Origin of the sequence: Pedobacter psychroterrae (assembly GCF_004331695.1) — a bacterium.
In the GTDB taxonomy this organism is placed as follows: Bacteria; Bacteroidota; Bacteroidia; order Sphingobacteriales; family Sphingobacteriaceae; genus Pedobacter; species Pedobacter psychroterrae.
Map to the genome: position 1 here is coordinate 153,143 of NZ_SJSL01000007.1, position 25,737 is coordinate 178,879.

Annotated in this window: 19 protein-coding genes, 1 tRNA gene and 1 pseudogene; 11 read left to right on the forward strand and 10 right to left on the reverse strand. The window is 41.2% G+C overall.

Features of this window, described 5'->3' with window-relative positions:
- Positions 1-74 precede the first annotated feature (74 nt).
- On the reverse strand, positions 75-2,861 hold the full coding sequence (locus tag EZ437_RS18875) for a carboxypeptidase-like regulatory domain-containing protein (protein WP_131597628.1): 2,787 nt from the start codon (positions 2,859-2,861) through the stop codon (positions 75-77).
- 360 nt (positions 2,862-3,221) lie between these two features.
- On the opposite strand from EZ437_RS18875, the gene EZ437_RS18880 reads away from it, so the two are divergent.
- Positions 3,222-5,678, forward strand: a complete 2,457-nt coding sequence (locus tag EZ437_RS18880; protein WP_131597629.1) for a glycosyl hydrolase family 95 catalytic domain-containing protein — start codon at positions 3,222-3,224, stop codon at positions 5,676-5,678.
- 10 nt (positions 5,679-5,688) lie between these two features.
- Here EZ437_RS18880 and EZ437_RS18885 read toward each other — a convergent pair whose 3' ends face one another.
- The 5 genes and pseudogenes from EZ437_RS18885 to EZ437_RS18905 form a co-directional block, all read right to left on the reverse strand.
- Positions 5,689-6,396 (reverse strand): DUF4198 domain-containing protein, encoded by a 708-nt coding sequence (locus EZ437_RS18885; protein ID WP_131597630.1) that lies wholly within the window; start codon positions 6,394-6,396, stop codon positions 5,689-5,691.
- A 44-nt stretch (positions 6,397-6,440) separates the two neighbouring features.
- Positions 6,441-7,778, reverse strand: a complete 1,338-nt coding sequence (locus EZ437_RS18890) for a PepSY-associated TM helix domain-containing protein (RefSeq protein ID WP_131597631.1) — start codon at positions 7,776-7,778, stop codon at positions 6,441-6,443.
- Between the two features lie 40 nt (positions 7,779-7,818).
- Positions 7,819-9,069 carry a DUF4374 domain-containing protein gene (locus EZ437_RS18895; RefSeq protein ID WP_131597632.1) on the reverse strand — a complete coding sequence of 417 codons (1,251 nt, stop codon included), beginning with the start codon at positions 9,067-9,069 and terminating at the stop codon, positions 7,819-7,821.
- Between the two features lie 30 nt (positions 9,070-9,099).
- The gene (locus tag EZ437_RS18900) at positions 9,100-11,484 is read right to left on the reverse strand and encodes a TonB-dependent receptor (RefSeq protein ID WP_131597633.1); all 2,385 of its coding nucleotides are present in this window, start codon (positions 11,482-11,484) and stop codon (positions 9,100-9,102) included.
- Between the two features lie 152 nt (positions 11,485-11,636).
- A pseudogene (locus EZ437_RS18905) lies at positions 11,637-12,023 on the reverse strand (DUF6266 family protein); the annotation flags it as partial.
- Positions 12,024-12,487: 464 nt separating this feature from the next.
- Between EZ437_RS18905 and EZ437_RS18910 the strand changes: the two are divergent.
- The 4 genes from EZ437_RS18910 (at position 12,488) to EZ437_RS18925 (ending at position 18,685) form a co-directional block, all read left to right on the forward strand.
- A tRNA-His gene (locus EZ437_RS18910) sits at positions 12,488-12,563 on the forward strand.
- Positions 12,564-13,069: 506 nt separating this feature from the next.
- Entirely contained in the window at positions 13,070-14,398 is a 1,329-nt protein-coding gene (locus tag EZ437_RS18915) for a TolC family protein (protein ID WP_131597635.1), read from the forward strand.
- A gap of 79 nt (positions 14,399-14,477) precedes the next feature.
- Positions 14,478-15,536 carry an efflux RND transporter periplasmic adaptor subunit gene (locus EZ437_RS18920; protein WP_131597636.1) on the forward strand — a complete coding sequence of 353 codons (1,059 nt, stop codon included), beginning with the start codon at positions 14,478-14,480 and terminating at the stop codon, positions 15,534-15,536.
- An 11-nt stretch (positions 15,537-15,547) separates the two neighbouring features.
- Positions 15,548-18,685 (forward strand): efflux RND transporter permease subunit, encoded by a 3,138-nt coding sequence (locus tag EZ437_RS18925; protein ID WP_131597637.1) that lies wholly within the window; start codon positions 15,548-15,550, stop codon positions 18,683-18,685.
- Positions 18,686-18,748: 63 nt separating this feature from the next.
- Here the strand turns inward: EZ437_RS18925 and EZ437_RS18930 are convergent, their stop codons facing one another.
- Positions 18,749-19,477, reverse strand: a complete 729-nt coding sequence (locus EZ437_RS18930; protein WP_131597638.1) for a LytR/AlgR family response regulator transcription factor — start codon at positions 19,475-19,477, stop codon at positions 18,749-18,751.
- On the reverse strand, positions 19,474-20,346 hold the full coding sequence (locus EZ437_RS18935; RefSeq protein ID WP_225869624.1) for a sensor histidine kinase: 873 nt from the start codon (positions 20,344-20,346) through the stop codon (positions 19,474-19,476). Before EZ437_RS18935 ends, EZ437_RS18930 begins: the two co-directional genes overlap by 4 nt.
- Positions 20,347-20,759: 413 nt before the next feature.
- Between EZ437_RS18935 and EZ437_RS18940 the strand changes: the two genes are divergently transcribed.
- The 6 genes from EZ437_RS18940 (at position 20,760) to EZ437_RS18965 (ending at position 24,571) form a co-directional block, all read left to right on the forward strand.
- Positions 20,760-21,209 carry a hypothetical protein gene (locus EZ437_RS18940; RefSeq protein ID WP_165500474.1) on the forward strand — a complete coding sequence of 150 codons (450 nt, stop codon included), beginning with the start codon at positions 20,760-20,762 and terminating at the stop codon, positions 21,207-21,209.
- A gap of 5 nt (positions 21,210-21,214) precedes the next feature.
- The gene (locus tag EZ437_RS18945; RefSeq protein ID WP_131597641.1) at positions 21,215-22,207 is read left to right on the forward strand and encodes a hypothetical protein; all 993 of its coding nucleotides are present in this window, start codon (positions 21,215-21,217) and stop codon (positions 22,205-22,207) included.
- Between the two features lie 159 nt (positions 22,208-22,366).
- The gene (locus tag EZ437_RS18950) at positions 22,367-22,975 is read left to right on the forward strand and encodes a Crp/Fnr family transcriptional regulator (RefSeq protein ID WP_205942756.1); all 609 of its coding nucleotides are present in this window, start codon (positions 22,367-22,369) and stop codon (positions 22,973-22,975) included.
- Positions 22,976-23,077: 102 nt separating this feature from the next.
- Positions 23,078-23,728 (forward strand): NADPH-dependent F420 reductase, encoded by a 651-nt coding sequence (locus tag EZ437_RS18955; RefSeq protein WP_131597642.1) that lies wholly within the window; start codon positions 23,078-23,080, stop codon positions 23,726-23,728.
- A gap of 34 nt (positions 23,729-23,762) precedes the next feature.
- Complete coding sequence (locus EZ437_RS18960) at positions 23,763-24,215, forward strand: YybH family protein (protein ID WP_205942757.1); 453 nt, start codon at positions 23,763-23,765, stop codon at positions 24,213-24,215.
- 20 nt (positions 24,216-24,235) lie between these two features.
- Complete coding sequence (locus tag EZ437_RS18965; protein ID WP_131597643.1) at positions 24,236-24,571, forward strand: nuclear transport factor 2 family protein; 336 nt, start codon at positions 24,236-24,238, stop codon at positions 24,569-24,571.
- A 126-nt stretch (positions 24,572-24,697) separates the two neighbouring features.
- Here the strand turns inward: EZ437_RS18965 and EZ437_RS18970 are convergent, their stop codons facing one another.
- Together EZ437_RS18970 and EZ437_RS18975 are read right to left on the reverse strand one after the other, a co-directional pair.
- Positions 24,698-25,336, reverse strand: a complete 639-nt coding sequence (locus EZ437_RS18970; RefSeq protein WP_131597644.1) for a hypothetical protein — start codon at positions 25,334-25,336, stop codon at positions 24,698-24,700.
- A gap of 22 nt (positions 25,337-25,358) precedes the next feature.
- Positions 25,359-25,736, reverse strand: coding sequence for a hypothetical protein (locus tag EZ437_RS18975; RefSeq protein ID WP_131597645.1), 378 nt, complete (start codon positions 25,734-25,736; stop codon positions 25,359-25,361).
- Position 25,737: the final 1 nt, after the last annotated feature.

Consider the following 25,737-nt stretch of genomic DNA (forward strand, 5'->3'; position numbering starts at 1 on the left):
ATAACAATAAATGCATGTTTAACACCATTTATTATCGAAAACGTTTGCGCCAAAAGAATTTGGCATCGATCTCATTATTTAACTTCGTAACGGTAAACTTGTCTGCCCAGCAAACCATCGGCATTGATACCCTCTACCACTACTCGGTATTTTCCTTTGCTATCGCCGTTAAAGAAATTGAGCTTAACTTTTCCGTCCTGAGCTACAGCTACACCTGGATTCCAGTAGATAGTTGTCCTAAGGTCAGGAACTCTCGGGTCGTTTCCGTTATTATTGTATTTCGGAGCGTAAAATTCTTTTGCAGAATCAAATCCTCTAGGATTAAAGAAAGCCAATGAAGGATTGTAAGTGGTGCGCAACTGGCCAATTCCTCTTTTTGTGATGATAGAAATAGCTGGTCCGCCAGCCATACTCATCAGCGCAAGGTTAGAACGGATCATATCCACACGCTCCACGTCGAGGGGATCAATATGCCATAAGTCCTGCGTTTCGCAAGGTGTTAACTTTCTACCGTCTACAAATACGACCATCTTTTCATTCCTGCTAAAAGGCATCATGATCTGGTAGCATTCCGCATCACTGGTCTCCTTAAATATAACGCCTACTAGTTTAAATTTAAGCCAGTCCAGCAGGTTAAGATAGTTGTCTGTCTTGTCATTACGAAGTGTCAGATCGGCATGGCCATCCAGTATATTCAAGCCTGTGTACACCCGCTTACGCTTTTCTGCACGGATTACCACTTCTTTCAACTGCTGTGTCCTGCCCAGTTGCCCGTTCTTTGTCAGTTCCTGATCCTGTCTTCTGCTGTTCTCAAACGAAGCCTGCATCACCATTCTCATATCCGAAGACAGATCAGGTATGTTCGGATTCGGAGAAACATCTTCCTCGCGGATCTTGTCCATTTTAACTTCCACTTTATCACTTTTCCCTCTCCTTCCCTGAACAGAGAACTTAATTTCACTGGTAACCAGAAGATTACTAAACTTGAATCTACCATTTGCATCAGTAACCGTGTCCATGGGCAAGGCATCAAGCTTGTTGGTTAAGAGCAAGATGTTTCCTCCCGCAATCGGAACCGGTTTATTAGCAAGGTTAACCAATGTCCCTGTGATGTCCATTGTCAGTTTTTCAGGTTTAAATTTAGGATGAAAAGGTATTTCTCCGATTAGGTCTTTCCACACAAATCTTCTGTAACCTTGTGTCATCATCAGCAGATCAAGATTTGCTTCTGTATCGGGCGTAGGATTGGTAAAATAGTAGTTTGGCTGTTCAATATAACCTTTGATGTCTGAGCTGAGCAGAATATGTGATAAAATAGTACTTTCTTTAGCTTCATCTATCGGAACGGCATCTTCACTGATTACTGAAACTGAAAAATTACCCCTGATCGGCTTACCTTCAAAGTCAGCAGCTTGCAGATCCAGCTCCACCTTCTCTCTCGCAGCATATACTTTTTTAGCGGTCGACAGTTTTAAATCCATCTGATCCTTGTTTTGAATAAAGATGATCCGCTCATTAATTGGTGTTCCTGTAGCAGAAAAAAGTGTGAACTGAACAATTCCAGACGGGAGATCAAGCGCCGGAATAGAGAAAGATACAGCTGTTTTATTCACAGGCATAGTTGTAGCGAAGAATACCGCACCGCCCGATTGTACCACCAGGCTCAACTGCTGCGCACCGTTTTTAAGGGCGGCCTCACTTGCATTAATCCTAACGAGCACCGTATCGGTTTCGGCATCATTAAACACACCCAATACATACCCATTATCTATCGCTGAAGGGAGCTTAACTATGTTTTCTGAACCATCCGGATAAGTCACTTTAGCCTGATAGCTTTTACCGGCTTCTGGTAGCAGTCTGAAAGAGCCCATTCCCAGGTGCAGCGCTTCGAAAATTGCCACCTCTTTATTTTCGTTATCCAAAACAACGCCCTTAACAGGCACTCCCAATCCATTCGTACCTGTTGCCTTGAAGGCAACCCTGGTGCGAAGGCCATTGACCATCGAGCCGCTTTCCGGGAAAAACTGTACATCTGTTTGTGTTGACACCAGCTTTACAGCAAATTTCTTTAAGGTAAGGTCTTTTGGCGCTGTTTCAATTTTCGTCACCAAGTTTATGTCACCCAGCTTTCCGGATTTGCCCAACTGCAGTGGTATTTTAATCTGTCCGCTGGCATCGGTAGTCTTCTTATCCAGGTGAAGGGAATTGTATCCCTCTCTGATGTCATAATTGACAGGCTTATTCATTAGCGGCTCACCTTTTTCATTGGTATAGGTGATCACTGCAAGAGTGCTTACTTTATCACCTACCTTTGCATACTCATAGTCAATTTTAGCGAATACAGGATCTACTATGGAGTTACCTATCGTGATCACTTTATCAAAATAGTATTCGGGCCCAGCATTGCGCATCCATTGGGTATAGCCTCTCAAGCGGTAATTACCTTCCTTGAAGCTACTGTCGGGCAGCACAAAATTTCCTTTACTCATACCTGATATAACCGGCAATTTTATGGATCTGGTCAGTGAGTCTGTCTCAGAGATCAGGTCTACATACAACGCGCCGCTCAATGCAGAGAGCTGATGCTTACTACCTATCGTTACATAACCTTTAAACCAGATCGTATCGCCTACTATATAGTAAGGCTTGTCTGTATGCAGGTAAACTTTTTCCTGTGGATTGGTATCTGCCCAGCGCTGTAATGCCGCAGCAATCTTCTCTACAGGATCTGCATTTTTTGGCACAAAAGAAAGTGTAAGGATAAATACCCCGAAGAGCAAAGAAAGGGCAATAACTGAACGTTTTGAAGCGCGTTTAAAAGATCGCTTAAGAGCGCTTTTGAGAGACTGTGTTAATTTCATAATGGGATATTATTTGGTTATAAGTTATTTATAAATCCCAGAGGGATTTGCCCGGCCATTCAAGCCCTTAAATATAGTAAAAATTACATATATCAAAATATTGGTGTGGTTATCATTCAAAAAAAGCAATCCTGATCCATGAACTATTCTTTTAATTAAATGAACTATTCCACTATTTTATAAAATAAAAAAATATAAAATAACAGCGAATAGACAGTTTAAATCATCACAAATGAAATATTTATCAATAAAGCATAAACTATCCGACAAATATCATGCTTTGAATTCAACCTAAAAAATACTATCATTGACCGTCAAATAAAACTCATGAATATGCCATATCACCGTTTAGTTGCCATAATGATTTTACTACTCTGCTGTCATAGACTTGCATCCCAGAGCCTCGATAGACCAATTTCAGCTTTTGACATTGCAGGAAATCATGGAATTACCTACCAAAAGCCCGCACCAGGCTTTTTTGAAGGCGGACTACTCGGCAATGGAGGAATGGGCGTAGTAGTCACTACACGTCCTGATGCGGTAGTGCTTTATTTTGGGCACAACAATGTTTGGGATATCAGGATCGCCGAAAACAACTTGGCCAAACTTGGCACTTTCGCAGAAGTTTTTGACAAAGTGAAAAAGATCCCTACTACATTGAAAAACCTTACCGACGATCTCTGGTACAATGAGTATAATAAAATGTCGGGCGAGAACTATAGTAAACCTTATCCGAGGCCTTTTCCCTGTGGCTCGGTTGTCTTAAGTTTCGACAGGAGAAAACTTCAGCTAACTGGTCATCAACTTGACATTGCCAAAGGCGTATGCACCGTAAATTTGCTTACGCAAGACAAGAAGAAACTTCAATTAAAGCTATTCACAGATATGGTGCAAGACCGGCTTATGATGGAACTGACTGATCTGCAAGGAAAACCTCACATAAACATGTTCGACAGGATTAAAGTAATCCCGGATCCATCCACCCCGCAGGAATTTCCTGTCAGACAGGAAGCTGAAGACCTCAATGCAGGGACTCTCTCCTTTCGTCAGACCCTTCCGCATCAAACGGGTGAACGCGATGATAATTCCAAAGCTAAAGACAAAGCCTTTCGCCTGCTGGTACAGACCAACAGCCGGATGACTAAGAAACCGAGAATAAACTGGGATGGCAACACGCAGCAAATGCCCACTCTGGAGGCTGCACTGGATCAGACGACTAATTTCCATGCCGTGATCAGCCTGTCAGAAGGATTGAATTCAGTAATTCCAGATCAATTATCGGCAAAACCAATGCCCGCAGGTAGCCTTATTAACGAGGTATTTACCGCCAACCTTAAGGTATGGAAGGAATATTGGAGCAAATCTGCTGTTCAGCTAAGTGATCCCTTTCTGGAGCAGATCTGGTACAGGAATCTTTACTTTTTTAATTGTGCAGCCAAAGCCGGGGTTACATGTCCGGGTTTATTTGCCAACTGGAGTTACAACAACATCGGCACCGCCTGGCATGGCGACTATCACATGAATTACAATACACAGCAGCCTTTCTGGATGACCTTTTCCAGCAACCACCTGGACAAAAACTTACCCTACGTGAGCCTCGTCGAATCCCTGATACCTGTCAGCAGAAAATGGGCAAAAGAGTATTATGGCCTGCCAGGTGCTTATTTTCCTCATTCCGGCTATCCTGTTGAAATGACGATGAACCCCTATCCCATTCCCGATTGGGGCTGGGAAGTAAGTGAAACACCGTGGACGGTTCAGGGTTTGTGGTGGCATTACCTGTATTCAGGGGATAAGTCATTTTTAACGGAACGTGCATACGAACCGATCAAAGCAGCCGTGGAATTTTTGGTGGCCTATATGAAAAGACCGGATGCACATGGCGGCGATAGATGGAAAGACGACCGCTACCACATATTCCCTACTGTCCCGCCTGAACTTTACGGACTAAGGCCGGGATTCAAATACAACTACGACTGTGCCGTAGACCTTACGCTGACTAAATTCATATTCAAAGCGTTCCAGGAGGCGACGAAGATCATCGGTACTAGCCCTGAAGAACGTACGCTTCTTAAGGGCGTCAGCGATATACTGGCCCGGTTCCCGGAATACCCCACAGCACAGTCTGAAACCTATGGAAAGGTATTTGTGTCTGTTCCGGAAGAGCACGACCAGGTAGTTTATAATGTACCTAACCCACTGATCGCTGTTTTTCCTGGTGAAGATTACGGCCTTCATTCAGACAAGGAAACCTATGAAATCATTAAAAACACTTATAAAAACCAGCAAAATGAAGGTGGAAATGATTTGGTATTCATCAATCTGCAAGCAGCTCGCGCCGGATTACTGGATCTCGAAGAATTTAAAAGACAGGTAAACTATTGCTTACTCCCCAATGGGACTGCAACCGATATGGTGATGCAAACTCGTGGCAGGTATAGTGAACAAACAGACTATGCCTACATGGCTGGCATGGGAGTTTGGTTTGAAAATTTTGCACTCCCCGCAGTTGTCAACGAATGCCTGATGCAAAGCAATAAAGGCACAATCCACTTGTTTCCAAACTGGCCTAAAGATCAGGATGCCGCCTTTCAAAACCTGCGCGGTGCGGGTGCCTTCCTGATCAGCGCCAAACAACAAAAAGGCAATGTTACATCCCTCACCGTCTACAGTGAGAAGGGCAATGACCTTAAACTAATTGTTCCCTGGGGTGCGCGGGGAACAATTACTAATAAATCAGGCAAGAAAGCGATCAGCACCAGCATCGTGACCCTAAAGACCACGCCAGGTGAACTGATCAGCTTCTCGCCATTCTAACCAGATCTTGCTATTTAAGTTCTAAGCTGTAAGTAGCTCCTTTCCAGGTAGCTTTATAATCTTTGCCATGGTGCTGACCAGGCGTTTTATCCATGTCGCTCACCTCTACTACATAACGGCCGGGCCAGAGTGGTGTAAATTCGAAAGCACCATTTTCGTCCGTATAAAATTCTTTAGACCAACCAGTTGGGGAGAAAACTGTCACTGCCTTTTTACCCGCAGCAACATCCTTTAGTAAAGCTGTCATTTTTATTGGCTGTTTCAACTTTAATGAACTCACATCATCCACATGCAATCTAAGTGCGTTGGTATTTTGTGATACGACAGCTGCACTCTTCCCAACACTTACGCTTGCACTAGAAAGGAAATGATACTTGGTGGTACCACCCAACTCCTTTGCCTCATGGCTTACCATAACGGTATACGAACCATTTTGTGCCGGAATAAAGCTAGCTTCAAAATAGTTTAATCCTTGCGTAACCGCCAACTGGGTTTTCTTTTGGTCAGGACCTACCAGCCAAAGCGTAAATTCCTTTACATCTGAATACCAGGTAGACACGCTATCGCGACCTAAATCCGCATATTCGCCATAAAAAACTTTGACGGTTTGTTTCTGGCCCACCTTGCCGGTAGCAGCTGTTTCAATCCACAAGGCGTGGGCAAATAGGCTTGAAACGCTAAATAGCAGGCCGAGCATTATAAAAATTGTCTTTTTCATTATTTAAAGAATATAATTTAAACTGATAATTGTCTTTTAACAGATCACTGTAACGGGGCATTAGCGGCCAAAACAGGATCTTCTTCTTTTTTGACCGCTTTAAATCTTGGCTTTGCAGGAGGGCCGGCACTACGCTTCACCTCAGGCTCCAAGGAGATTTTACTGGTCTTTTTCTTTTTAAATTTACGGCCGTACCAGATAAGGAATCCTGTAATGGGCAACGAAGCACCTATCAGCGAAGCCAAAAAGGCCAGTACTTTGCCCGGAAAACCCAGGATACTGCCCACATGTATGTCATAATTCATTTTGCGTAGTTTCTGACCAAATGTAGCTTTGGTATATTCCACAGAGTAAGCATCCTGGCGTTTCAACTCCTTAAGTGTATGCTGATCGAAAGTATAGCCCTGACTGTTGTAAAACTGACCGGCACTCGGATAAACGGTAATATCAATGGTAGCTGCTGCACGTTTGCTGTCTGGAAATGAATAGTAAAAACCGGTAGACCTAGGGTGTTTAGCCACCACCTTTGCCCATGCTGCATCCATTGCCTGCACAGGTGTGTAAAACTTGCCTGCCTGCAACGAATCCGATTTCATGCGCCTGAATTCGCCCAATTGCTCACCCCCGCTGGTTACCCAATACAAGCCTTCACTGTACCATTTAATTCCATACACCATCCCTGTAAGCGCGATTGCGGCCAGCAATAAGAGCGAATAAAAACCCAGTACATTATGCAAATCAAGGTTAACCCGCTTAAACGAAGCCCCCCATTTGATCTTGAAGCTTTTATCTGTAGTAGATTTATTCCACTTCTTAGGATACCACCAGATCAGTCCGGTGATCAGCAGCACCACAAATACCAGTGTACCATAGTTTACGATTGGTCTCCCGATCTCAAAAGGCATCCACAGAAACCTATGCCCATTCAGGATAAAACGGAAAAAGTCTGTTTCGCCAGGCTTACGTACTACATTACTGATCACTTCTCCGCTGTAAGGATTAACCTTTAGTTGCACTCCCCCACCACGCCTTCCGCCACCCCCACGACCGCCTTTTTCCACCTTGTTTCTCAGGCTGAGGTTGATCACCTCTCCCTGATGATAATTAGCATAGGCAGGCACCCTATCAGGATACAGATTAGCAGCAATTGCTGTCAGTTGCGATGGACTCAGCACTGGTTTGTTCTGCCATTCTACTTTATTCTCAGGATGCATCAAACCGTCTATCTCTTCATTAAACACCCAGATACAGCCCGTAAGGCAAACAATTAAGACAATGATGCCAGAGCCTAAACCCAACCAGAGATGCAGCCAATTATTGATCCTCTTAAAAAGAGAATCCTTCTGTTTCTTTTTAGGGGCCGGAGTTTTGTTTGAGATCATTGTCTTAATATTTTATGGTTATGTCTGGTTTTACTAATTATTATTGCAAGTGCTGAATAGCAGTGATCACACCACCTTCAACTTTAATTCCCTGTGTAGCGGTAGCAGTAGATGCATCAATCTTATACACATAAGTAGCTCCGCTTGCAAGATTCACACCTACATATCCTGTTTTACCATCCTTAGGGCTGTAGTTAGTAGTGGTTACGCTGGAAATGTCTTTTACTTCAGGAAAACCAGTTACTGCTTTTACAGTTTTGGCGACTACGTCGACAATAGCCAATCGCTTACCTGTAACGTACTGTCCTTTAGTAAGTTTAGGCTCGATATTGGCGATAAATTTGTTCTGGCCAATGTTCAACCAGTTGGTGATCACATATCCGTTTGAAGCTTCTTCAAAATTGAAGAAATAGCTCATATCAAACTCTGTGGTACCTGCTTTAATGCGGGTGATAGCAGAAGGTTTAGTTGAAGTCATTTTAGCATCTACAGCAGTTGTTGCAGGATCATCGTCTGCAGCCACTGATGATGAAAATGCATAACAATCACCATTTTCTACCAAACCTAAACCATCGACAAAGTACCGGCCAATGAAGCTTGTTCTTGTGTCCCTAATGGTTTTTTCATATTGCATTTGCGGATAAGAGAATACAGCAATTCCTGCCTGATCCGGAAACTTGGTAAAGAAACTATTGTATATGCTAAAATAAGGTGCAAACACTTTATTTCCTACCTGCTTGATCCAGCTCAGGTGAGCGATCTCGCCATTACCACTTGGCATGATGGCGTCAACGGTTCCTTTAGCAACTTCTGCATTGGTCGCTGTACTTACACGGTACCATTCGTAAACGGTAGGCGTACCTGCTGCAGCAATTCTTCTTGGTACCCTTACCGTCAGGATATCATCACCAACCGGTGCAAAAGCATGCACAGTAGCAGATGTATAGTCATTCAGCTTGTTCAATTTCCCATCGGTCACGCCATAAACGGTTACCGCACCGGGGCTACCCTGGCCATACAGCATACTGAATAATTTATTGTTGGCAGTCACATAATACCTGTATGTACCATCCTGCTCCACGCCGTTACCGATGATAGAGGCGGCGCCACTTTCCAGACTGCTTGCTGTAAGCAGGTAATCAGCCTTACCAGCAATAGCGGTAGGCGTAACTGCAATGATATAATTTCCTGGATTTTCAGGGATCACTTCCCTGTCAGCTTTCTTTTCGCAAGAAGATAAGACTCCTGCAAATGCCAATGCCAGGAGCGTTTTGGTAACCAATGTTTTCATATTGTTGTTTTAAAATTAATATTGATATGATTATTTAGACTGATTTATGAAGTACCTGAAGTTCAGATAGAATCCCCGACCGGGTTTCTGAAGGGCAAAATTGTCAAACACCGGTTTATCCGCCAGGTTCCTTGCTTCCAGAGAAATGTTATAGCGGCCATTTTTCATGCTATAGACAAAATTCACATCATGCGAAAGTTGCAGGGGAATGGCATTTTTGTCGGCCTCCGTAGGATTACCGAAACTTGGCCAATCCAGCCAGAACCGGTTTACATACAGAAGATTGTACCCAACGGTCAGGTTATTTCCCTTTGCAAATACATTGCGGAACGAGCCCGATACATCTGCATTACCGAACAGGTAAGGAATATTTGGCATTTGGTCAAGATAGACAAGGCTTTCATCAGGATAGTAATCCCTTGTACTGGCATTGTAGTCATGCTTCTGCATGTTTCTCAACATCTGGTAGGTTAACGTTGCCCCTACACTCAACCAGCTTTTGTATGAATACCGGATCTCACTGTCAAAACCCGTGGTACGTACACCATCGCGGTTGTCTGAAGTGGTATAGTCCCTCAGCTGACCAGTTCCACCCACCAATCTACTGTAAATGAAGTCGGTAGAATACCTGTAAATAGCATTAGTAGTGATGGAAAAGCGGTTAACCTCGTTTATTTTGAACCCGTAAATCACACCCAGATTGAAGTTATCACTCTTCTCCGGCTTCAATAAAGGATTGGCGGCCTCATTTTCCAGGTTACCAAAAATCTCGTTTGCTTCAGGCATCCGGTTGGTCAGTTCATAAGAACCACGGATTTGCACATCTGGGTTGATGTAATAAGCCAGGGCAGTGCCATATCCCAATTTATGGTCCATATTTTTCTGGCTGAAGCTATTTACCACGCTTTTTAGCAAAATGTATTTACCAAAAAGGTTCAGGCTCCATTTATTGTCCACATCATATGAATATCCAAAACCGAGCACATTCTTGTCCATTTTCTTTGGAACATTTAATGCATTACGGTCAGGAAATAATAGGTTATCCGATTTCCTGTCAAAAGTAGAAAATACGTTATTGACGGCTACCGCTTGGTGCTCACTGAGCCTGTAGCTGACCATGGTTGTAGCAAGGCCATTGTTATTTTTATACTTAACATGCTGCCCGTTCTCCGTCTCTCCCATACTTACCTTAGGATCACGAATTCCGTCCCAGTCATAATCTGCCTTGGCCGTATCAATGGTGATCTCATATCCCAAATTATAGTTGGCATTGATGGTCACATCCAGTCCCGGGAGTAAGTCTGCTTTTTTGTATTTCAGCGAGGGCATCACAATGTTTCCGCGTCTGTGTAGCTGGCCATAAACAGCCTCAGGCCTGGCCGCAGTCTGCATTTCCTTGTAATTCTGACCCATAGTCATCCCAAGCAAAAGATTATCTGCCCATGACTTACCAACCACGCCCACATTAGCAATCAAGGTTTCATTGTGGTAGACATCATGAAACCTCCTTACCTGCGCCGCCCTTTTATCGTCCTGCATATTGTTCTGCAGCAAGGTCCTGAGGTTGATCTTATAATCATTGTCAGAGTAATTTTGGAAAGCACTCAACTGTACCGTCAATCCGCTCTGGGAAGTAGCGGCAGCATTCAACACACTGCGGTGCGTATTGAATGACCCGTACGAATAGGAAGCATCCACATAGTTGCGGTGCCTGTTGCCCGTAACAATGTTTATGGCTCCGCCCAATGCATCAGAACCCAGCCACATCGGCACGACGCCTTTGTAAACCTCTACACGCTCTGCCACATTGATGGGGATGTTATTTACCTGAAAGGATGAACCAAAGTTGTCCATGGGGATGCCGTCTATAAAATAACGAACATGCCTGCCGGAAAAACCATTCAGGGAAACATTAAAATTAGAACCCACACCTCCTGATTCCCTTACCCTCACGCCGGCAACCCTATCGAGCGCACCGGCAATATCCAGTGTGGTATTATACAATTTGGTAGCATCAATAGCAGTCACATTAAATGCCTGCCTGTTTACTTCTTGTGCTTTGGTACGGCCAATTACATTAACCATTTCCATTTGCTCAGCGCTTTCCGCCAATACAAAATTTAGGCTGCCGCTTTCTCCTGCTGCTAATTTAATCTGTTTATTCTGGGATTTATAACCCATTGCGCTGACCTGTACAATATAATTTGCCGGTTTTACGTTGCTGATTTTATAGTAACCGTTCTGATCAGAAACTACTCCATATCTGGTATTTTGTAGTTTCACGGTAGCGGCAGGGATGGGTTCTCCTGCGCTCCCGGTAAGTCTTCCGCTCAGGCTGGCTTGCCGATCCTGGGCTTTTGTAAAAATTACATAGGTACATAGTACACCTAATAGCAAAAATTTCTTAATTTGCATTGCTTTTAACTGAGATTAAAGGTAAGCCGGTTTATTCCGGCGTTTAGCCGTGCGGGTGCGAACCGTGCGGCTATTTTTTTATGCCAGCAAATATAGGTCTATTTAGAATAAATCCAAATAAATTTAAGGTGTTATTTTATTTTTTTTTCTGATTAGAGAACGGTGACTTCTCCGAGGTACTGACTTGTGCTCTGATTACTCATGTCACTATCTACGAAAGCGAGGTAAACATGATATTTTTTACTCTCAAATTGAGCAGGTAGTATCCACTCGAAGATTTTATTTTGGCGCCAGGCAGCTGAAGTATCTATCAGCGCAGCTCCTGCAGCTATATCATATAAAAGGATCATTGCCTTTTGCATGTTGCCTACGTCTCCACCTGCCCATTTGACAGTGATGGTGAGCGGCTTTTCAGCAGTTACTGAAGCTGTTTCGGCCTGACTAAGCGTTCCGAAACTTACCAATGCGAGTGCAGGGTCAATTCCAAAATCGGGATAAGCACCTGTTACCGCATTTTTAAAGTTATATGATTTTGCTCCGGAAAAGCCCTCAAACCGGGGGTTGTAATGTTATTATTTGGATTTATACCTGTTATGTCCCTATAATGTCCCTATAAAGCCCCTGTTTAAACCCTGTTTAATTAAAACGAAGTCATGACATTATACCAGTGCTTTTGCACTCTTGGTTATTTGAAAGAAATGGAGCTTTGAAAAATTTATTTGCCTTATAAGTTTATGACAGGAGCTGAAATCAGGTTTACCATACGCTGGACAATTACCGGATCGGTGTAATTAATACGATTAAAGGCGGCAATGGAAACCGGAGGATATCTGTTTTTTATGCGATAGAAGAGTTAAAAAATATCAGAACAAGAGACATAAAATAGAAATTATGAAAATTCAATTTACTGAAATATAACCGCTTAAAATATAAATGGCAGGAAATTTCAAAAATATTTGAATAGATTGTTAAAAAACGTACTTTTGTAGCGTTGAAAACACATGGTGGTTTTAGCTCAGTTGGTTAGAGCATCGGTTTGTGGTACCGAGGGTCGTGGGTTCGAGCCCCATATTCCACCCCGTGAGCCCTTTAAGATATCTTAAAGGGCTTTTTTATTTTTAACGGATTTTCAAATCGTTGAATAGAGAAAGTAGAGACCGATTTTTGGTTCGAGCCAATTAAGGGTACCCTGACGGTACAAAAGCTAGTTGCCTTTCGAAAATATCACGTAACTGATTGTCAGTTAGTAATCTATAATTTAAATTCTTTAACTTCTTGGTTCGATGCCCTTAATTTTTGCAGTATTGCAGATTTTCTAGATATAATCCTTGTATAAAGGAGGGATTATGGATTATCCAAAAAGTGTCTTTCATTTTTCCTTTTCTGCTTCAAGCCATGCGGATACAATGCAATAGGATTTCCTATGAGAATCTTCGTGAAATAATATAGCAGTTGATGAGCTATGTTTTGTATAAAAACAAGGGTGGTTCGTATAATAAGCAAAGTAGGGATTGTACTATCTTTTACTTTAGCCCCATCTAATGTAAAACCTTCATTAAAGGGAGGTATCAAGTAAGAAGATCATATGCGTATAAAAATTATTGTATTCCTGCTGTTCAGTTCCTGGCTAAATGCCCAGGCCCAGGAGAATTGGAAATTAAAACAGTGTATCGAATACGGGCTAAAGAATAACCGTAACAATACCATCTATGCCAACCAAAAACTGGCTGCAGATGCAAAGGCCAAGGAGGTGCTGGCTGATTACCTGCCAAAAGTGAGTCTGACATCGACACTAGACAACAACCTTAAGCTCCAACAGAGCGTAATTCCCGCTGGAATATTTGGTCCCGACGAACGCCGGATATCCCTAACCCAGAAATATAACGCCGGTGCCGTTGCTCAATTGGATCAGGTTATTTTCGACCAATCTATGCTCACAGGTCTGAAAGCCAATAAGTATAATAAAATGCAGGCAGATCTCAATATCGAGCAGAGCCAGGAAGCGATAATCTATAATATTAGTACAGCCTATTTCCAAATCTTTGTATACAACCAACAGTTGGATCTTTTGGAATACAATAAAAGTACTTATGAAAAGCAAATGGAAATATATCGGTTGCAGGTAAACAAGGGGACTACACTTCAGAAGGATCTTGATAAGGTAAGTGTCGACTATAACAACACGCTGTCTCAAATCCGTGTTACCCAAAGTAACAGGCAATTGGCAGAAAATGAGCTGAAGTTTGAAATGGGCTTTCCAATAAATGATCGACTACATGTAGATGTTTTTACAAAAATGGAAGTCTCGGTTCCTACCAATGACAGTATCGGGTCATTTTCTCCTGCATCGAGGATCGATTATAAATTAGCGGAACTCAATATAAAGGTTTTAGAAATCGAACAGGCACGTATCAAGGCAGGGGGACTTCCCAAATTGACGGGATATGCTCGTTACGGTGCGGTTGGTTTTGGGAACACACTTAGTGGCGCTTATGATGAACTTCTTCCGTATTCGGCTGTAGGTTTAAAGTTAAGTATTCCAATTCTTGATTTCTATAAGCGTGGCGCCCAGTCCAAACAGGCAAAGTTGAACCGTATGAATGCTGAGGAGAATTTGAAACTGTCAGAAGGTCGATTTAAGGTCGACTATGAGAACGCCCATACGAAACTAGTACAGGCACAGGCAAATGTAGAAAATGATCAGCGAAACGTGACCTTGGCAGAATCGGTACTTAAGGTTACTGACCTGCAGTTTCAGAAAGGCATCACCAACCTTACAGATTGGCTGAACACCCAGAACTCATTAAAGGAAGCCCAGAGCAGTTACCTAAACTCATTATACAGCTATTACCAAGCCCGAATTGACCTTGAAAAAGCAACGGGTACATTAAAAACCTTTTATAATTCACTCTAAAGAACGATGAAACCATCATGAGTTTTATAATCATAAAACTCATGATAGCTTCATCTCAATTGAAAACAACTTTATACGGATGAAAAAAAAACTTATAATAAGCCTGATCTGCATTGCCATCATCGGTTTTATTGCCTACAAATTGGTCACCAACAAAAAGAAAATTGATGAGAAGAACCAACCTGCCAAGGTTAGGAACGTGCTTATACCTGTAACTACCACTATCGTTAAGGAAGAAATACAAGATGTTGGCTTGGTGAAAACAGGTATGTTTGCTCCATTTAAGGAGGCAAAAGTACGCTCTTTAAGCAGCGGAAATGTACAGCGATTGTTGTTCAACCTCGGAGATAACGTAAGACAGGGGCAGACCCTCGCTATCATTGAGACACGGTTGTTGGAACTTGATCTACAGAAATCCGAATCCAATGTGTTTAAACTGAAGCATGACCTGCAGACCTACACAGAACTGTTGGAAGGAAATGCGGCCACACAGGAAAAGGTCAACGATATTCGTCAGACCTATAACGATGCCATGAACCTTTCACAGCAGTTGCGCAGACAGATAGCTAATGCGACCATCAAGGCACCGACCAGTGGTGTCATTGGCTCAAAGACGGTTGAAGAAGGGATGTTTGTCAGTACCAGTGCAGAGATCACTTCGATTGTCAATCTTTCACAGCTTAAGGTGCAAGTATATCTTACCGAAGCCGAAGTATACCAGATCGTACCTGGCCAAAAGATCAAACTGACGACCGATGTGTACCCCGACAGGTCATTTATCGGCACCGTTACCTTTATAAGCCCACAAGCCAATCAGGCCTATAACTATCTGGTAGAGATTGCCGCTGCTAATGAAAAGGACGCCCCTTTACATTCTGGTACGTTCGCATATGCCGATTTTTCAAAGAAAACAGCACAGAAAATCCTGATGATTCCCCGCGAGGCACTCAACTCAAGTACTCAGGATGCTTCCGTTTATGTGGTAAGGGATGGAAAAGCAGTATTGCGCAGCATCAAGGTCGGCGTTGAATATGGCAGTAACATACAGGTGGCAGCCGGGTTGCAAGCGGGAGACCAAATCATTACATCCGGACAGATTAATTTGAAGGATGGTACATTAATTAACATTTCTAAATAAAGAACGGGACTATGTCAATAACCGGAATAGCCATTAAAAGGCCCTTATTACTTATCGTTATCTTTACGGTACTGGTACTTTTCGGGGTACAGTCGTACCTGAGCTTAAACTACAACCTGCTTCCCAAGATCGAAGTTCCGACTGTTACCATTAGTACCTTATATCCGGGTGGCTCGGCAGCTGAGGTACAGACCACAGTGACCAAGAAACTGGAAGATGCTTTTTCTTCTGTAGAGGGGCTTGACCAAATCAATTCAACTTCACAAGAAAGTGTTTCCATCATAGTCATATCCTTCAAGAGCGGAACAGATGTAGACAAAGCGGAACGTGACGTACAGCGTAAAGCTGACCAAGCTATGAATGATTTGCCTGACGATGCTAAGCGGCCACAGGTAAATAAAGTAAACTTAGAAGAAACACCAGTAATCAAGGCAGGAGTTACAGCCAATATGGCATCACGTAATCTGTACGATCTTGTAGACAACCAATTGAAACCTATATTGCAGAATGTGGCCGGTGTCGGTCAGGTAAATATAATTGGCGGGGATAAGCGTGAAATACAAATTAATATCAATCAGAACAAACTGCTGACCTATGGGCTTTCCATTTCGCAAGTTACGCAGGCTATTAATAATGCCAATATTTCTTTCCCTGCCGGTAGTATAAAGACACAGAACCAGCAGCTTTCTATCCGATATGATGCCAATGTAAAGTCGTTGGATCAATTGCGGGAACTAATTGTACTGCAACAGCCCGGACAGGGAGTAGTTTATCTAAAAGATATCGCCGAGGTGGTGGATGCGACAGCCGAGACGACGGCTATCAATCACATTGACGGTATTCCTTCAATTGGGGTTCAGATTGTTAAACAGAGTGACGCTAATGCCGTTGATGTTAGTGAACTGGTGAAGAAGGCGTTCGAAAAAATTGAAAACCAATATAAGGGACAAAAATTGAATTTTAATATTTCTACAGATCAGAGTGTGTACACACTGCACGCGGCTGACTCAGTAATGTTCGATTTAATGCTTGCGGTAATTATCGTGGGTATCGTAATGCTGGCATTCTTGCACAGTTTCCGGAGCTCAATGTTTGTATTGGTAGCATTGCCTGCGTCCATTATTCCAACGTTTATTGCAATGTATTTTCTTGGGTTTTCGCTGAACCTAATGACCCTTATGGCATTATCATTAGTTGTGGGCATCCTTGTAGATGACTCTATCGTGGTATTAGAAAATATCTATCGCCACATGGAGATGGGATCTGATCGACGTAAGGCGGCCCTTGAAGGCCGTAACGAGATCGGGTTTACTGCACTTTCCATTACCCTGGTAGATGTGGTGGTATTTCTTCCGCTGGCTATGGCCGGAGGAATGATTGGTTCAATACTACGTGAATTCTCGCTAGTGGTAGTGATCTCTACACTGATGAGTTTATTTGTTTCATTTACTATCACGCCACTTTTGGCAAGCCGTTTTGGTAAATTGGAACATTTGAGAGGAGATACGCTTTGGGGAAGAATTAATGTTGGCTTTGAACGTTTTATTGACAATATTAAAGAAGTTTATGGAGAACTGCTACAAAAGGTACTCCGTAAAAAAAGATGGCTTTTATCAGGTACAATATTATTAATCATAGGAGCCGTTGCATTGGTTCCAATGGGCTTTATTGGTGCTGCTTTCATTCCAAAGGCAGATCAGAGTAACCTAATTCTAAATATGGAACTTGAACCAACAGCAACCATATACAAAACTAATATGCTGGTACAGCAGGCCGAAAAAATCCTTCTAGAACAGACTGAAGTGCAAAAGGTATTTTCCAGTATAGGTTTTGTAAGCGGTAGCGTATCGGGAACCAGCAGTAATGCCAATCTGGCGGAGCTGACCCTGTCATTGGTAGATAAGAAAAAACGCACAATGACTGCCGAAGAATACGGAACATTTATTCAACAAAAGCTTAGCAGTGCAATTACCGGGGCTAAGTTTACGGTATCATCAACATCTATTACCGGAAATATCAGCAGTGCTCCAATACAAATTGCAGTGAAAGGTGTAGATCTTAATCAAGTTCGTCAGATTGCAGAGGCCTATAAAAAAGTTGTAGAAGAAGTGCCAGGTACCCAATTTGTAAAATTTTCTGTAAAGGATAGAAAACCTGAGGTGGACATCAAACTGAACAGGGAAAAGATGAGTATGTTGAGATTGAATGCTGGTACAGTAGGAGCCACGTTACAGAATTCTTTCAGTGGAAGCGATAAAAGCCAGTTCAAGCAGGAAGGTAATGAGTACAATATCATGGTAAGTCTGGATAAGTTCAATCGTTCCGATATCAAATATGTACGTAATCTGCCTTTTATAAATTCGCAGGGACAAACGATATTGCTGAACCAATTTGCTGAGGTTAGCGAGGCTCTTGGAGAAACAACCTTGCAACGTATCGACCGTTTGGGTTCTATTACTGTTCAGTCGAATGTAACTGGTAGGCCTACAGGAACGGTGAGTGATGAGATCAAGAAAAAAGTGGAGTCTATCAAGGTTCCTGAGGGTATCAACATTGAATTTCTCGGTGATTCTAAAAACCAGGGAGATGCCTTCGGAAGCCTTGGACTGGCATTGATTACTGCAATACTGTTGGTTTACCTGATTATGGTGGCCCTTTATGAAAATGCCGTATATCCTTTTGTGGTATTGTTTTCTATACCGGTTGCACTGGTTGGTGCATTTCTGATCCTAGCCATTACCATGGAAACGTTGAACATATTTACCATTATCGGGATGATCATGCTCCTGGGGCTTGTGTCAAAGAATGCTATCCTTATCGTGGATTTTACCAATAACCTAAAAGCCGAAGGTTATGCGGTGAAAGATGCTTTGATAGAAGCAGGAAAGGAAAGGCTACGACCGATATTGATGACCACCCTAGCGATGATTTTTGGGATGCTTCCCATAGCTATTGCCAGTGGTGCTGCGTCTGAAATAAAAAACGGAATGGCTTGGGTTATTATCGGTGGATTGACCAGTTCCATGATCTTGACGCTATTCGTGGTGCCAAGTATGTACCTTATTATCGAAAACCTCATTTCCAGGTTCTCGAAAGGGAAGGAAGAAAAAGAACATAATCTGCCAGAACCCAAAGCGAATCTAAGCTAATACAACTTATAGCTATTATTGACTAAAAGCATCAGCTCAAAATAGCTGATGCTTTTTAACTGTCTAAGGCGTCTCGGAATTGAGGGTTCCTCCCGAATATAATTTAAAGAAGTCTTTTTTGTATACATCGCCTAGTGGGATTTCTGTTTCGCCGAGGTAGATGTTGTGGTGATCAAATGAATCCACAAGATTGATATTGATGACGTACGATTTGCTGACCCTTAAAAATAGATGTTGGGGAATTTTTTGGTGAATAGTCTTTAGGTTCATGGCTGTAATCAGTTTCTGAGTGCCAACATATATAACCACATAATCTTTCAGCCCCTCTATAAAGCGGATATCTAAGAAATTGATCTTGTAAAATCTCCGATCTGCCTTTATCAATAAAAAATCTCCGGCATTGGCTTCCAGTGTATTTTTTATAGTATCATCAGATAGCAATCCCTTATATAATTTCGCTTTGTTGATGGCTTTCTCCAGTCTAGATTTTACGATAGGCTTCAACAGATAGTCAATCGCATCCAGTTCGTAGCTTTCCAATGCATACTTCGGATAGGCGGTAGTGAAAATGATCAATGAGTCTTTAGGAAGTTGCGCTGCAAATTCCAGTCCAGAAACCATGGGCATTTCAATATCCAGAAAAATAAGGTCTACAGAATTTGTTTTTAAAAAAATAATTGCCGTTAGGGCATTAGTGAATGTACCAAGTATTTCCAAATCGGATACATCCGCTATCAAGGCCTGCATTTCTTGTCTTGCTAGAGGCTCGTCATCTATTATGATACAGTTCATAATGGTATTGTTAATTTAATTTCATATTTGGTCTGGGTCGATTTGAAATCAAGAATATGATTATCCCCATATAAAAGTTCGAGTCGGCGTTTTATATTTCCCAATCCCAATCCGCCGCTTTTTATATTAGAAGAGGGCTTGTAAATAGGATCTTTTGAATTTACACAATCGAAAAAAAGCTGATTTCCAACTACCTCAATGTCGATATGTATGAATGATTCTGAGCCATTGATATCTACACTATGCTTTACCGCATTTTCTACAAAAGTGGTAAAAAGGTTTGGTGGAAGAAAAACACTGTTGATTATTTTAGCTTCTGTCTTACTTGTAATCTTAACCGAGAGATTATCTCTCCTCAATTTTTCCAGGTCTAGAAAGTTGGATAGAAAATTTATTTCAGACTTTAGCAATGTCCTTTCCTCATTGTTCTCATAAAGTTGATAGCGAAGAAACTCGGATAGTTTCATGATAACGGTCGTCGCTTTTTCCGGATCTACACGAACCAAAGACTTGATCCCATTAAGCATGTTGAAAAGAAAATGTGGATTGATCTGGTTTCTAAGTTCATTCAATTCCATTTTGAACGTAACATTGTTCAACTCACGGATCCTTTCATTATCCCTCATCCATCGCTGAAAAAGCTTGATCATTGTGGTTACAAGTATGATCGGGATCAATATCACCATTCCCTCATAGAACCCTCTTTCGGGATCGGGGTCAATTCCTTTGTTTATGAAGTCCTTATGTGGAAAATACACTTGCATAACATTAGAAATGGTTGCGAGGGAAATAAAGACCAATATAAAAAGAGATACAAAATACATCACATATCTGCCCTTAAAGAAAAGTATTGGGACTAGGATATTCATATTGATATAGCACATGGCTACTAAAGGGATGTATATGAACAAAACTTTTAGATACCTAATCGATCCCCTATATTCCGTTGCCTGTTTTGAAAAGAATATGATAGCCAAGATGCCAAGTAAAAGTACAACATGGCGCAGGAGCCTATAATTATCTTCAGTTATAAATCTGATAACCTTTGTGTCCTGAACCTCTTGTTTGCCGTATCCCATAGCCTTTTTGTGAAAAATTAAACGCTAAACAAATATAGGACTAACTAAGCCACGATAATAAGAAATTATACCAACCATACCTTTCTTTATACTAAACCGTTCGGAGCTGGCATTTAGTATAAATTGTAAGTCGGTTGGTATAATAACGAAAATTGCCTTTCCTTTTATTACGTCTTTTGTCCTGTTCATATTTTTAAGCAACGATGAATCTATCATACATGTTTCAGGAATTTATCACACAGATAATGGATGATGGTCTTTTATCAGAAGTCCAGCAAGAGGAAAAGATCATCCAGGTCTTTGACCTGTTCCGTTTTATTCGCATCTACAAGCAGCCATTGACGGTAAACGATTACCGGGATACGATTAATATTGTAGATGAGAATGGTGTTCAAAAGGGAATTTATTTCTGTGACCTTCTTTGTAATACTAGGTATTCTTTTGACAGACTTTTATACATGCCAAGTGAGCTAATCTCTTTGAGAAAAATATTAAAGATCAAAGAATTATGGTTTGTTATTATCGAGGAAAGCTTTTATGCTGGCGATCTAAAGGCTTCAAAAGAATTTATCAAAAACAATAAGGTGGCTAACTTATATGATAAGATCTTTTACTTTAATTCTTCTCAGTCAACAATTAAAATTTTAAAATAGATAAAATGAAAATGATAAAAAAAGCAACATTAATATTAGGTATTTTATTCTTCTCGATGGAATGTTTTGCTCAGGATAGTGTCAGTGTCCCAAAAAGAGCAGTTGTATATGCAGCTGATAAATTTGCAATCGCCCGTCCTTTAAACATCGAGTTCTCAAACGCAGCACCCTATAGTTTTACTTCTAAAAGGGGAGGTACCTCTTTACAAGAAAGTAAAGTCAACAACTTTACTCAAGCAAAGATCAGTGCTAACTTCAACTTTATCAAAAGAAAGACATGGTTATTGGGTGCCACTGTAGGATACAGATATACCAGCGCAGAAGCTGACATGACCGATCCTTTTACGGGAAAATCCACAGTGCTTGATGAAGATTTTCACTACCTTTTTTCATCCTTGAACCTTACTTATTTCTCGAAACTTTTTGGAAAAAGAACGATCTACTCTTCTAGTGTTGTAGTAGATGGTAGCGATAAGCATTTTGAGCGGGTTAGGGGGGTAATAACAGTTGTGATGGTTTTAAAAGCCAATGAACGTACAAAAATGACTTTAGGGTTAGCGGCCAATATTGACCCTACTGCGCAGACTCCTGTAATACCTATATTTACCTATGAACACAAATTCAATAATGGTTTGATTGCCGATATTACGCTGCCAAGAAGTATCTATCTTAGGAAATATGCTTTCAATAATACCGGACGCGTTTCTTTAGGTACTGAATTGGACCAAACCTCATTTTACCTATATAACATAGATGGCACAGATCAGAGATATCAATATAGACAGTTAGATATTAATAGTGGGGTAATCTATGAACATGCAATAGGTAATTTTGTAATCACCGGAAAAACAGGGTTTAAGATGACTCCTTCCGGAAGATTATTTAGAAAACAAGATTCATTCAAGGATGCGATATTTGAAACTAAGCCTGATCCGACATTCTACTTTAACGTTGGGGTTTCCTTCAATCCGTTTACGCTTCTTAAAAAGAACAAATAGAAGTTTTATCAAATAGTCAATGATTATTAGATTTCATTGGTTATTTTAATGTTTGATTGGGAATGTGGATATATGCCCCATTGAGACTTATATATATTGCGACGGTATGGGTAGAATGATTGAAGTAGATTTGCTTATCTTTACGAGCTGAAGACTCTTATGAAAGAAAATCTCTTGCAAACCTCTTTAGAGCCATTATTGGATTATTTCAATGGCTTCATCCCCCTTAGTGGAGAGGAAAAACAATTGGTTACAAAGTTATTCAAACCACGCTTGTACAGGAAAAGACAGTATGTTTTGCAAGAGGGGGATATCTGCGCACAGTTTAATTTTGTGGTTCGTGGATGTTTGAGGATGTATAAGGTTGATGAGAAAGGCAATACCCATATTATACAATTCACTGCAGAGAATTGGTGGCTAATGGACATTGGTAGTTTTCACTTAAAGACACCATCTGAACTCAATATCGATGCACTAGAAGATACTATGGTTTTTCAGGTTAGCCATGAAAATCTGATAGACCTTTACACCAGGGCTCCAAAATTCAATCTCATATTCCGTGTACTGATAGAAAACAGTTTCGTTTCGCTTCAAAAAAGACTGCTGCAGAATATCAGTTCTACAGCAGAAGAACGCTACCTTTCCTTCATGCAAAGCTATTCGCATCTTACCAATCGGCTGCCACAGGTGCAGATGGCGGCATTTATTGGCATTACGCCAGAGTTCTTGAGCCGACTGCGCAATAAGCAGGTAAAGGCAAAATCTTAAACCAGATCAATGTTATTTCTTGATGCAGTTCATTGGAGGAAGCTCTGATGAAACCGCAACTTTGTGTTATTAAATTAATCATTAACGATAAATAGAAATAACATGAAAACATTATTGAAAGTAGCCATCATCGGCTTGGGAAACATTGGCAAAGTAGTTGCCAAAAATTTAGTGAATGGAAATCAACCTGTAATTATAGCCAGTAGAAACTTAGCAGATGCAAATGCATTGGCCAAAGAATTGGGAAGTCTTGCAACTGCTACAGAAACAGCCGAGGCTATTAAGCAGGCAGATGTTGTAATCCTTTCTGTTTGGTTCAATACGATACAAGAGTTCTTCACTACCTACGCAACAGAACTTCAGGGCAAGATTATCATCGATCCATCAAATCCTATCGCTCCAGACGAAAACGGAGGTTTTAAGAAAATTATAGGGGAGAATGAATCTGCCGGACAACTGAATGCAGCAATTCTACCACAAGGAGCAAAATTGGCAAAAGCATTCGGAACATTAGGTGCAGCCTCTTTAGAAACAGCCTCTTCACAAACACCAGAAAAAGCAGTTTTATTTTATGCAACAGACGATAGTACTATTGATACTGTTGTAGAAGAATTGATAGCCGAAAGCGGATTTGATGCGTTGAAAGTTGGCGGTTTAGCGCAGTCTATTCGCATAGAGGTTTTTGGTGATCTACACGAGTTTGGAGCTATAGGCAAACCAGTGAATGTTGCAGATGCAGAAGCAAAATTATAGTAAAAAAGATTAATCATTTAATAAAAAAATCAACATGAAAAAATCAATAACAGGCCTTATGGCCATCCTAGCAGTTGTATTCTTTGCAACAACTGTTAATGCCCAGTCTAAAGATCAAGCCGCGGTTAAAACAGTAGTTCAAAATTACTTTGGTGCCTTAAATGCATCGGACGTTAACAAAGTAGCATCCTATTTCATCACTGATGGAGTTTTATTAGCTCCCGGTGCTCCCACGGCCACAGGCACCGATCAATTGAAAGGTACATTTAAGTATGTGTTCGACAATTTCACGTACATTCTTGCGGTTGCCATCGCCGACGTAACCGTAGAGGGCGACTATGCATTTGTAGCATCGACTTCAAACGGTTCATTTGTAATAAAGTCAAGTAATCAAAAAATCGAAGATGATTTTAGGGAAACCTTCATCCTTAAAAGGGTAAATGGGCAATGGAAAATTGCACGTTACATGTACAATAAATCTAAATAAGAAATCTTAAACTCTATAATATGACAGCAGACCAAATCCTTTCCCATCACCTCGTTGCCTTTGGTAATAATGACCTTGATGAAATCATGAAAGACTACACCGAAGAATCAATCGTCTTTGCCGAAAAGGGAGTTGTTTCAGGTATCGAAGCCATCCGCGAGTTTTTTACGGAAATGTTTCTAATGATTCCGTCGGGATCAGAATTTGAAATGATGCACATGAATGTTGTTCTTAATGTATCGCACATCATCTGGTCGAGCAAATCTAGTACGGCAGATATCCCGTTCGGTACTGATACATTTGTTTTTGAGCAAGATAAAATAAGGTTTCATACGGTATCTGCCTACTTAAAATAGGCATAAATGGACTATCAGTAATTACTCTTCCAAAATTTTCGAAAAACCGCCTATTTCAATCAATTCGTCCACAAAATGGTTCGAATTTCGCACCGTTACTGACCCGTATCTGGGGAAAAGAGTCTTTTAAAGATACTTTTCCCCTTTTTTATGTCCTTGTAACGCCTTGTTTTTCATGTAGGTTGTGGCTGCAATACTTTTGAGATTCGTGGTTCGATACCCATCTTTGTCATAAATTAACATCCCATTAAAAATTGTCTCTACTAGGTATCTCTTGTCCTCAATAGGGGCTGTTTGATAAAGACAAGGAAGATTACATAGTGTTTTTATTGCATTGATAACCATAGGCTGAATATTAATTTTATCCTTAGATCGCTCTTTAAGTGCTGTTAACCGAAGATTTATTGAATTTACTTTATTATGGTAAGCCATTTTCAAGATTTTAAAATCAGATGGTTCGATCTTTCCAGCGAGCAAAAGTTCTCTAGCATTAATAATCTGATCATCTAGTATATGCAATTCATCTATACAGCCCTGTCTCATTGAAGAAGCCGTTTTTCTCACTTCGTTATAAGTGCTTATAATTTCTTGCAAGAATTTTGGCTGATCCCTTTTTGCAATCCTAAAGAGTTTTAGTTCTTCGATAAAATCCTGATTTTCCTGATTGGCGTTAAACCTGACTTTGCATGGCGATTTACAATATGAATAACCTCTCAATGCTTGCTCGTCCGTACTTACACCGAGGTATAAAGTTGCTGTTTTCATAATTTGATTTTTTTATCAATGTTTATACAGCGACGGCCGTGTAGGTCTCGATTGTCTTGCGGGAGGGCACCTTGTCTACGTCGAAAGACATGCCAGCCATCTTGGAGACATCCGTAATATAATACCACTGTAGCTTTTTCCTCAAGGGCTCGTTTTTGGTAACTCCCGTAGTCAGGTTAGTCTCTCCTTCCTGATAGAATATCTTGATCGGTTCAAGAACAAGGTTGTTCCTGACGAGCATGCTGTCGCCCCTGTCCTCGACACCTCCGGGTACCCAAAGCCTCATGCTGCGGACAATAGTGGCATCCGGCCTAGAGCCGCTGTCCGGTATCTTGTCCTGTGCGACGCTTCCGAATGATGCCACTGCCAGCAAAAATGCTAATCTGCGTGTCGCTTTCATA

Coding starts and splice junctions, on each gene's coding strand:
- EZ437_RS18885 (WP_131597630.1), bottom strand. CDS start 6,396: ATGAAAAAGACAATTTTTATAATGCTCGGCCTGCTATTTAGCGTTTCA.
- EZ437_RS18975 (WP_131597645.1), bottom strand. CDS start 25,736: ATGAAAGCGACACGCAGATTAGCATTTTTGCTGGCAGTGGCATCATTC.
- EZ437_RS18880 (WP_131597629.1), top strand. CDS start 3,222: ATGATTTTACTACTCTGCTGTCATAGACTTGCATCCCAGAGCCTCGAT.
- EZ437_RS18955 (WP_131597642.1), top strand. CDS start 23,078: ATGAAAACATTATTGAAAGTAGCCATCATCGGCTTGGGAAACATTGGC.
- EZ437_RS18965 (WP_131597643.1), top strand. CDS start 24,236: ATGACAGCAGACCAAATCCTTTCCCATCACCTCGTTGCCTTTGGTAAT.
- EZ437_RS18960 (WP_205942757.1), top strand. CDS start 23,763: ATGAAAAAATCAATAACAGGCCTTATGGCCATCCTAGCAGTTGTATTC.
- EZ437_RS18895 (WP_131597632.1), bottom strand. CDS start 9,069: ATGAAAACATTGGTTACCAAAACGCTCCTGGCATTGGCATTTGCAGGA.
- EZ437_RS18900 (WP_131597633.1), bottom strand. CDS start 11,484: ATGCAAATTAAGAAATTTTTGCTATTAGGTGTACTATGTACCTATGTA.
- EZ437_RS18950 (WP_205942756.1), top strand. CDS start 22,367: ATGAAAGAAAATCTCTTGCAAACCTCTTTAGAGCCATTATTGGATTAT.
- EZ437_RS18875 (WP_131597628.1), bottom strand. CDS start 2,861: ATGAAATTAACACAGTCTCTCAAAAGCGCTCTTAAGCGATCTTTTAAA.
- EZ437_RS18935 (WP_225869624.1), bottom strand. CDS start 20,346: ATGAATATCCTAGTCCCAATACTTTTCTTTAAGGGCAGATATGTGATG.
- EZ437_RS18925 (WP_131597637.1), top strand. CDS start 15,548: ATGTCAATAACCGGAATAGCCATTAAAAGGCCCTTATTACTTATCGTT.
- EZ437_RS18945 (WP_131597641.1), top strand. CDS start 21,215: ATGAAAATGATAAAAAAAGCAACATTAATATTAGGTATTTTATTCTTC.
- EZ437_RS18890 (WP_131597631.1), bottom strand. CDS start 7,778: ATGATCTCAAACAAAACTCCGGCCCCTAAAAAGAAACAGAAGGATTCT.
- EZ437_RS18915 (WP_131597635.1), top strand. CDS start 13,070: ATGCGTATAAAAATTATTGTATTCCTGCTGTTCAGTTCCTGGCTAAAT.
- EZ437_RS18930 (WP_131597638.1), bottom strand. CDS start 19,477: ATGAACTGTATCATAATAGATGACGAGCCTCTAGCAAGACAAGAAATG.
- EZ437_RS18940 (WP_165500474.1), top strand. CDS start 20,760: ATGAATCTATCATACATGTTTCAGGAATTTATCACACAGATAATGGAT.
- EZ437_RS18970 (WP_131597644.1), bottom strand. CDS start 25,336: ATGAAAACAGCAACTTTATACCTCGGTGTAAGTACGGACGAGCAAGCA.
- EZ437_RS18920 (WP_131597636.1), top strand. CDS start 14,478: ATGAAAAAAAAACTTATAATAAGCCTGATCTGCATTGCCATCATCGGT.